The sequence below is a fragment of the Leucobacter sp. USCH14 genome, from assembly GCF_037619215.1.
In the GTDB taxonomy this organism is placed as follows: Bacteria; Actinomycetota; Actinomycetes; order Actinomycetales; family Microbacteriaceae; genus Leucobacter.
This window is the reverse complement of the sequence record NZ_JAQPZP010000023.1, coordinates 1-8699: the sequence shown is the minus strand read 5'-3', so window position 1 is coordinate 8699 and position 8699 is coordinate 1. Positions and strand designations below refer to the sequence as shown.

Genomic DNA, 8699 nt, shown 5'->3' with positions numbered 1-8699 from the left:
CCTGATGTCTGCTCTTTCGGCATAACTCCATCCTCGTTTCCAAGGTCAGGAGTCTCCAACAAACCCAGAGCGCTTCATTTCGCCCCAGAACAACGCCCCCTCTCCTGAGCCTCACTGCCGGGAGAGGGGGCGTTTTCTGTGTTCCAAGGTCAGCGTTGCAGCATCCTGTTCAGGCGCATCTCGTTCTTGATCTCTGTTGCCGCTTGCTCGATGGCCAGCACTACGCAGGCGATGAGCAGGTAGGTCACTGCACAGCTGACCCCGGTCCCCACGAGTGTTGCGCCGATAACGAGCAGGACCGGGCCTGCTGCCGGCTCAATCCCTAAGAAGTCTGGCTCGACGAACATCACTATGGTGACACCGATGAGTATCAGGCCGATGAGGAAGCAGAAGATCATCAATCCACGCAGCAGCTGAACGGCCTTATTGTCGAGATACATACTCAGATTATGCCCGGCGGGCCACGTCTAGGTATGCAGCGACCCTCCACCGTTCGGCGGGCCCGACGTCTTCCGCTGCGCCTGCGCTATGTGCGCCGTATTGTCGTACAGCACCGAGGCGTCCGCCTGCTCGAGCGTCGCGAAGATGCCCGTCATGCGCCGCTGCGCCGGATCGAGCGCCCACTTGAGCACGAGGAACCTCGCCTCCCCCGCGGTGTCCGTGACTCGGTTCACGATCGCGGTCGGGTGATCCGTCGCGCTGCGCATGATCACCCACGTGTCCGCGTCGAGGCGGATCGGTGCAGGCCTACTCATGCGCAGCATCGTACGCTCGGCCGACGACAATCCGGCATCGTCTCGAAAGCCATGCTGTCCCAGTGCTGTCCAGCGCCGTCGGCGCCCCTTTCACCAGGTGAGCAAAAGGCCCCTACTTCCGCGTCGTTGTGCGGAAGTAGGGGCCTTTCCTCGTCCCCCCACAGGGATTCGAACCCTGACTGTGCCGATTTTAAGTCGGCTGCCTCTGCCAGTTGGGCTATGGGGGGCCGTTCGATTCTCTCAGACAGCGAGACGACCGATGGTCCGCGCCGGGACGCGGAAAGAGTAAACCCCGCCGTTGGGCAGAACGGCGGGGCCTACGGTCTACGGGCGTCGCGTGGCGCTCGGCACATCCCCGTGCCGACGCGTCAGCAACGCGACAGGGTCACGCCGCGCCGAGACGCTGGCGCAGGGCGTCGAGCTGCCCCGCGAGAGCGGCGGGGAGGCGATCGCCGAACTGCGCGAAGAACTCCTCCGTGAGGTCGGCCTCCGCGAGCCACGACTGCGGATCGATGGAGAAGAGCTCCTCCATGTCGGCCTCGGGCACCTCGATCCCCTCGAGATTGAGCTCGCCGTTCGCGGGAACCGTGCCGACGGCCGTCTCGCGGCCCTCGACCGAGCCCTCGACGCTGCGAATGATCCAGTCGATGACGCGCGAGTTCTCGCCGAACCCGGGCCACAGGAAGCGGCCGTCGGCCCCCTTGCGGAACCAGTTGACCTGGAAGATCTTCGGCGCCTGGTCGCCGAGTTCGCGACCCATGTCGAGCCAGTGCCCCCAGTAGTCGGCCATGTTGTAGCCGCAGAACGGCAGCATCGCGAAGGGATCGCGCCGCAGCTCGCCGACGGTGCCCTCCTGGGCAGCGGTCTTCTCCGAGGAGATGGTCGCGCCGACGAAGACGCCGTGCTCCCAGGAGAGCGAGCGCGCGACGAGCGGCACGTTCGTCGCGCGGCGCCCGCCGAAGAGGATCGCGTCGATCGGAACGCCGTTCTGCTCGTACCACTCCTGCGCGAGCGTCGGGGTCTGCTGGATCGGGACCGTGAAGCGGGAGTTCGGGTGGGCTGCGACTCGGCCGGAGTCGGGAGTCCAGTCGTTGCCCTGCCAGTCGATCAGGTGGGCGGGCACCTCGTCCGTCTTCCCCTCCCACCACACGTCGCCGTCGTCGGTGAGCGCGACATTGGTGAAGATGGTGTTGCCCCACAGCGTCTCGACCGCGACCGGGTTCGTCGACTCACCGGTGCCCGGCGCGACGCCGAAGAAGCCCGCCTCGGGGTTGATGGCGTACAGCCGCCCGTCGGCGCCGGGGCGCAGCCAGGCGATATCGTCACCGATCGTCTCGACCTTCCAGCCGGGAATCGTCGGCTGGAGCATCGCGAGATTGGTCTTGCCGCACGCAGAGGGGAACGCTGCGGAGAGATGGTACGCCTTGCCACTCTCGGTGTTCGTGAGCTTCAGCAGGAGCATGTGCTCGGCGAGCCATCCCTCGTTGCGCCCCATGACGCTCGCAATGCGCAGCGCGAAGCACTTCTTCGAGAGCAGGGCGTTGCCGCCGTACCCCGAGCCGTACGACCAGACCTCGAGGGTCTCCGGGAAGTGCGTGATGTACTTGGTCTCGTTGCAGGGCCATGCGACGTCGCTCTGGCCGGCTGACAATGGCGCCCCGACGGAGTGCACGGTGCGCACCCACTCGCTCCCCGGCGTGATGCCGTCGAGCGCGGCCTGCCCCATGCGGGTCATGATGCGCATGTTGAGCACGGCGTAGGGCGAGTCGGTGAGCTCGATGCCGAGCTGGGTGATCGCACCGCCCACGGGGCCCATCGAGAACGGAACGACGTACATGGTGCGCCCGCGCATCGAGCCGGCGAAGAGCGGCGTCAGCTCCGACTTCATGGCGTCGGGAGCCATCCAATTGTTCGTGGGGCCGGCGTCGGCTTCATCGGCCGAGCAGATGAACGTGCGGTCTTCGACCCGCGCGACGTCATCGGGGTGCGAGCGAGCGAGGAAGCTGCCGGGTCGCAGGTTCTTGTTGAGCGGGATCAGCGTGCCCGCCTCGACCATCTCGGAGGTGATGCGGTTCCACTCCGCCTGGGATCCGTCGCACCAGACGACGTCCTCGGGCCGCGTCAGCTCCGCAACCTCGGTGACCCACGCGAGCACCTCTTCGTTGCTCGTGGTCGCGTCCGCACGCACGATTTCGGCGAAGGTCATCTCGGTCTCGATGGTCTGCATGAGTGCCATGTCGTTCTCCTCAAGGTTCCGCCGCCCGGCGAAGAAGCGGCGACATCTCTATTGTGAGCGCGTCGTTCACTCCGCATTCATCGTTTCGGCTGGAAAAATCGCCCGAATTTGACATATAGTCAAGGAATGAACACCGAAGCTACTCCGGTGACCGCCGGATTCGACGAGGCAGAACTCGACCGACTGATTCTCGGCAAGCGCCTCCGATACTTCCGCACCCGCGCCGGGCTCACCCTCGAGCAGCTGGGAGACCGCGTGGGCGTCGTCGCGAGTCAGCTCTCGCTGATCGAGAACGGTCGTCGGGAGCCGCGGCTCGGCCTCCTGCAGAGCATCTCGCGCGAACTCGGCATCGATGCCGCAGAGCTCCTGAAGCGCGAGGCTCCGGATCGCCGAAGCACCTGGGAGGTCGAACTCGAACGCGCGCAGGCCGCGCCCACCTATACCCGCCTCGGCCTCCCCCACGTGCGCACGCCTCGCACACTTCCGGATGACACGCTGGAGGCCCTCGTCGGCCTGCACCGCGAGCTCGCCCGGCGATCCCGAGCCGCCGCGACCACCTCGGAGGAGGCGCGTCGCGCCAACACCGCGATCCGCATGCAGATGCAGGCGCGCGACAACTACATCCAGGACATCGAGCTCGTGGCATCCGACCTGATGCGTCGCATCGGCCACACCATCGGCGCGGTCACGCACCGCGAGGTCGCGATGCTCGCCGAGCTGCTGGGCTTTGGCCTGATCTTCGTGGACGACCTGCCGTCGAACACGCGCAGCATCACCGATCTCGAGAACGGCCGCATTTATCTGCCGCCGGCCTCGATTCCCGGCGGCCACGGGCTGCGGTCGCTGGCGCTGCAAGCGATGGCGCACCGCGTGCTGGGCCACTCGGAACCGGCGAGTTACGCCGAATTCCTCGAGCAGCGCCTGCAGATCAACTACTTCGCGGCAGCATGCCTGATCCCCGAGGCCGCGGCCGTCGACTTCCTGCAGCAGGCGAAGCGCAATCGCAATCTCGCCATCGAAGACTTCAGGGATGCGTTCGGCGTAACGCACGAGGCGGCGTCGCATCGATTCACGAATCTCGCGACGCAGCACCTCGGGCTTCGCGCACATCATTACCGAGCCGATGGCGCCGGGGCGATCGTGCGCGGGTACCAGAACGACGGCCTGCCGTACCCCGCTGACGACACGGGATCGATCGAAGGCGAGGTGCTCTGCCACAAGTGGGGCGGCCGTACATCGTTCAACCGCACCAATCGCACCAGCGAGTTCTACCAGTACACCGACACCCCGGCGGGCACCTTCTGGTCGAGCGTGCAGACCGGCGACGCCGAGCAGGGTCCGTTCGCCATCGCGTGCGGCGTCGCGTTCGACGACGCGAAGTGGTTTCGCGGGCGCGACACGAGCGAGCGCCAGGTCTCGACGTGTCCGGATCCGGCGTGCTGCCGCACGCCGAAACCCGAGCTGCTGGCGCGGTGGGAGGGCAAGGCGTGGCCGAGCGCGCGCATGCACGCGCACGTGCTATCGCCGCTGCCGACCGGCACCTTCCCGGGTGTCGACGATACGGAGATGTACCAGTTCCTCGCGAAGCATGCGCCGGAAGCTTAGGACGAAAGCGGAGCTTTCGTCGCTTCCGGCGCGGCGCCCACAGGCGCCGGAAGCTGAGACATGAGAAGTTCGTGATGAACCTCCACGAACGTGCGATTCTCGCTTCGTAAGCGCACTCTTCTGGCGGTTCATCCGGCCCACCCGTTTCGCACGCATGCAGCTCCAGACGCCCATAACGCGAGAACCCCCGCAGCCGAAGCTGCGGGGGTTCTCGCTGCCGAGCGCCGATCAGGCCTTCGGGCGGGAGGCGAACTCCTCGAAGATGGCACGCGGGTGCTGCACGGCCTCGATGTTGACCGCGTCGCGGCCGAGGAAGAAGTGGCCGACCCAACCGCCGAACACGCGCCACTTGCGCTCCCACGAGGGGATGGCGAGGCCGTGGTAGAAGCGGTGCGCGAGCCAGGCGAAGTAACCCTTCAGCGCGAACTTGCCGGACTGGAAGACACCGGTGTTGACACCGAGCCCCGCGACGGCGCCCATGTTCTTGTGGTTGTACTCGGCGACGCCCTCGCCGCGCAGATCAGCGACGATGTTCTTCGCGAGCAGCTTGCCCTGGCGCACCGCGTGCTGTGCGTTCGGGACGCAGAATCCGCCGGGGCCGGGGGTCGACGAGATGTCGGGAGTCTGCGACGTGTCACCGGCGGTCCAGGCGCCCTCGAGCGCGACGCCGTCTTCGGTGGTGATGCGCAGCGACGGGCTGCCGATCACGTGCCCGCGGGGACCGATCGGGAGGTCCGTTCCGCGCAGGAAGGGACGCGGCATGACACCCGCCGTCCAGACGATCAGGTCGGACTCGTAGGTCTCGCCGGTCGACAGCTCGATCTTGCCGTCGAGCGCCGAGGAGAGCTGCGTGTCGAGGTGGATCTGCACGCCGCGACGCGTCTGATCCTTCACGACCCAGTCGGCGGTCTCCTGCGACACCTCGGGCATGATGCGCCCCATGGCCTCGACGAGGTGGAACACCGTCTCGTCGAATGCGATCTCGGGGTACCGGCGCAGCAGCGCGGTTGCGAACGAGCGGAGCTCGGAGATCGTCTCGATGCCGGCGAAGCCGCCGCCGACGACGGTGACGGTCAGCAGGCGTGCGCGCTCGGCGGAGCCCTTCGGAAGCGTAGCGGCGCGCTCGAAGTTGCCGACGAGACGGTCGCGCACGGCGACGGCCTCTTCGATGGTCTTCATGCCGATCGCGTTGTCGGCGATGCCCGCGATCGGGAACGTGCGCGACACCGAGCCGGTCGTCACGACGATGTGGTCGTAGGCGAAGTCGAAGGGCTCACCCGCGTTGGGCGTGATGGTGACGCTCTTGGTCGCGTGCGAGATCGCGGTGACCTTGCCGGCGATGTTCGCGGTGCGCTCCAGGTGGCGGCGTCGCGCGACGACCGCGTGACGCGGCTCGATCGACCCGGAGGCGACCTCGGGGAGGAACGGCAGGTACGCCATGTACGGGAGCGGATCGACGATCGTGACCTCGGCCTCGCCTGCACGGAGCAGCTTCTCCAGCTTCCATGCGGTGTAGAAGCCGGCATAGCCACCACCAACGATCAGAATCTTCTTCGCCACGAAGCGATCTCCTTGCAGCAATCAGGGACGGACCCGCGTTGCGGGCACAGAAAATAGCGGGCGAAACACCCGTACCGAAAGCTTACCGCGTTTTCACAGCTCCGAAGAACGCCGTGGCGCGAATCAGCCGCGCCACCCGCTCCGCTCGAGCGCGAGATCGCCGATCGGATTCACCCCGGGCCCCGCCGCGAGCGCATGCCCCATCAGCGCGTGGAGGCACTTGACGCGCGTCGGCATGCCCCCAGAGCTCACGCCGGCGACCTCGGGAACCTCGCCCACACTGTCGCGGTCGGCGATGAACTGCTCGTGCGCTCGCTGATACTGTTCGCGCACCGACTCGTCGGAGGCCAGCAGCTCGTTGAACTCGTTCATCACGCCGGCCGCCTCGAGCCGCGACGCCGCAGCGACGGCCTCCGGGTGGCAGAGGTAGTAGAAGGTCGGGAACGGCGACCCGTCGGGCAGGCGGGGCGCGGTGGCGACGACTGCCGGGGAGCCGTCGGCAGCACGAGCCGCGATGCCCACGACGCCTCGGGCTTCGCGACCGAGCTGCTCGGATACCGCTGCGATGTCGGCTGCGGTCGGTTCGGGGTAGGGCGGGCGGCTCATTGCGGTGTCTCCTCGACGGGGGCTTGGGGCGACGCGGGATCGACCTGGTCGGTCGACGGGTCGGCGTCTTCTGGTTCGGTTCCGCTCGGCGCCTCGACGGGAGCATCGGCGGGAGGCGCGTCCGTCGTACCCGCGCTGAGGAACGAGGCCGAGAGGTTTCGGGCCCAGTTGCTGGGAATGCGCGAGAGCTCGGGGTCCGGCTCCTCCTCGGACTCGATCGGCATGACGATGTCATCGATCACGTTGACCTGGGTCTCCCCCGGCATCACGTAGAACAGCCGGTCGCGCGCCTGCGAGCGCACGTAGACGGGATCCTTCCACTTCGCCCGCTCGGCATCGATCTCGTTGACCGCCTCCTGGCTCTGCCGAACGCTCTCGCGGAGCTCCGCGATCTCGCGCTGCTGCTGCACGAACGTCGACAGGCTCGGGCTCACGATGACGATGCCCGCGAGCACCAGTACGACGACGACCACGGTGAAGCCGCTGAACCGCAGGCTCGACGCCCACGTTCCGACGTCGTCGATCCAGCCCTTCACCGTGTCGTCGCCTCTGCGCGGTACTCGGATTACGCGGTGAAGCGCGGGAACGCGCCCCGGCCCGCGTAGCGCGCGGCGCCGCCGAGCTCTTCCTCGATGCGGAGCAGCTGGTTGTACTTCGCGACGCGGTCGGAGCGTGCGGGGGCGCCGGTCTTGATCTGGCCGCAGTCGGTGGCGACGGCGAGGTCGGCGATCGTCACGTCCTCGGTCTCGCCCGAGCGGTGCGACATGACCGCGGTGTACCCCGCGCGCTGTGCGAGCTGCACGGCGTCAAGGGTCTCCGTGAGAGTGCCGATCTGGTTCACCTTGACGAGCAGCGAGTTCGCAACGCCCTTCGCGATGCCGTCGGCGAGGCGCTCCGGGTTGGTGACGAAGAGATCATCGCCGACGAGCTGCACGCGCGAACCGAGCTCGTCGGTGAGGTGCTTCCACCCCTCCCAGTCGCTCTCGTCGAGCGGATCCTCGATCGACACGAGCGGGTAGCGGTCGAGCAGATCCGCGTAGTACGCGGTCATCTCGGCGGCGGTGCGCGCCTGTCCCTCGAACTGATAGACGCCGTCCTGATGGAACTCGGAGGAGGCCACGTCGAGCGCGACGGCGACGTCGCGCCCCGGCTCGAGACCGGCGCGGCGGATCGCCTCGACGATCAGGTCGAGCGCCTCGGCGTTGGTCGGAAGATCGGGGGCGAAGCCGCCCTCGTCGCCCAGGCCCGTGGAGAGGTTCTTCTCGTTGAGGAGCGCCTTGAGCGCGTGGTAGACCTCGACGCCCCAGCGCAGGCCCTCTGAGAACGTCTCGGCGCCGAGCGGCACCGCCATGAACTCCTGAATGTCGACGCCGGTGTCGGCGTGCGCTCCGCCGTTGATGATGTTCATGAGCGGCACGGGGAGCGTGCTCGCGTTCGGGCCGCCCAGGTAGCGGTACAGCGGCAGCTCGGCGGCGGAGGCGGCGGCGTGCGCCACTGCGAGGCTGACGCCGAGGATCGCATTGGCGCCGACGCGCTCCTTGTTCGGCGTGCCGTCGATCTCCTTCAGCGTCTCATCGATGATGCGCTGATCGTCGGCGGCGAAGCCCTCGATCGCCGGGGCCAGCTCGTCGAAGACCGCGTCGACGGCCTTCGTGACGCCCTTGCCCAGGTAGCGATCCTTGTCGCCGTCGCGGAGCTCGTACGCTTCGAACGCACCGGTCGATGCTCCCGAGGGAACCGCGGCGCGGCCCACAGAATCGTCGGTCAGGCCGACCTCGACCTCGACGGTCGGGTTGCCACGCGAATCGAGAATCTCTCGGGCGATCACTGCGTCGATAAATGCCACTATGCGCTCCTTGACGGGCTCGGGGGCTGCCGCCGCGACGACTTCCGCCGCAGCCTCGACGAGCGCAGGATCGCGATCGGCCGCATCCTGA

The 8699-nt window shown here is 67.4% G+C and carries 8 protein-coding genes and 1 tRNA gene; 1 reads left to right on the top strand and 8 read right to left on the bottom strand.

Annotation, left to right across the window (positions count from 1 at the left end):
- Nucleotides 1–149 precede the first annotated feature (149 nt).
- The 4 genes from PQI23_RS13790 to PQI23_RS13775 form a co-directional block, all read right to left on the bottom strand.
- Nucleotides 150–440 carry a hypothetical protein gene (locus tag PQI23_RS13790; protein WP_339975510.1) on the bottom strand — a complete coding sequence of 97 codons (291 nt, stop codon included), beginning with the start codon at nucleotides 438–440 and terminating at the stop codon, nucleotides 150–152.
- A 27-nt stretch (nucleotides 441–467) separates the two neighbouring features.
- Nucleotides 468–755 (bottom strand): hypothetical protein, encoded by a 288-nt coding sequence (locus PQI23_RS13785; RefSeq protein WP_339975508.1) that lies wholly within the window; start codon nucleotides 753–755, stop codon nucleotides 468–470.
- Nucleotides 756–908: 153 nt separating this feature from the next.
- A tRNA-Leu gene (locus tag PQI23_RS13780) sits at nucleotides 909–982 on the bottom strand.
- A 158-nt stretch (nucleotides 983–1140) separates the two neighbouring features.
- Nucleotides 1141–2991, bottom strand: coding sequence for a phosphoenolpyruvate carboxykinase (GTP) (locus PQI23_RS13775; RefSeq protein ID WP_445238442.1), 1851 nt, complete (start codon nucleotides 2989–2991; stop codon nucleotides 1141–1143).
- A 126-nt stretch (nucleotides 2992–3117) separates the two neighbouring features.
- On the opposite strand from PQI23_RS13775, the gene PQI23_RS13770 reads away from it, so the two are divergent.
- Entirely contained in the window at nucleotides 3118–4596 is a 1479-nt protein-coding gene (locus tag PQI23_RS13770) for a helix-turn-helix domain-containing protein (RefSeq protein ID WP_339975507.1), read from the top strand.
- 228 nt (nucleotides 4597–4824) lie between these two features.
- On the opposite strand, the gene PQI23_RS13765 is transcribed toward PQI23_RS13770, so the two are convergent.
- The 4 genes from PQI23_RS13765 to eno all read right to left on the bottom strand — a co-directional run bounded on the left by PQI23_RS13765 (nucleotide 4825) and on the right by eno (nucleotide 8608).
- Nucleotides 4825–6156, bottom strand: coding sequence for an NAD(P)/FAD-dependent oxidoreductase (locus PQI23_RS13765; RefSeq protein WP_339975505.1), 1332 nt, complete (start codon nucleotides 6154–6156; stop codon nucleotides 4825–4827).
- 123 nt (nucleotides 6157–6279) lie between these two features.
- The gene (locus tag PQI23_RS13760; RefSeq protein WP_339975503.1) at nucleotides 6280–6762 is read right to left on the bottom strand and encodes a DUF501 domain-containing protein; all 483 of its coding nucleotides are present in this window, start codon (nucleotides 6760–6762) and stop codon (nucleotides 6280–6282) included.
- Complete coding sequence (locus PQI23_RS13755; RefSeq protein ID WP_339975501.1) at nucleotides 6759–7298, bottom strand: FtsB family cell division protein; 540 nt, start codon at nucleotides 7296–7298, stop codon at nucleotides 6759–6761. The genes PQI23_RS13760 and PQI23_RS13755 overlap by 4 nt, the downstream gene beginning before the upstream one ends.
- A gap of 29 nt (nucleotides 7299–7327) precedes the next feature.
- Complete coding sequence (gene eno, locus PQI23_RS13750) at nucleotides 7328–8608, bottom strand: phosphopyruvate hydratase (RefSeq protein WP_339975512.1); 1281 nt, start codon at nucleotides 8606–8608, stop codon at nucleotides 7328–7330.
- Nucleotides 8609–8699: the final 91 nt, after the last annotated feature.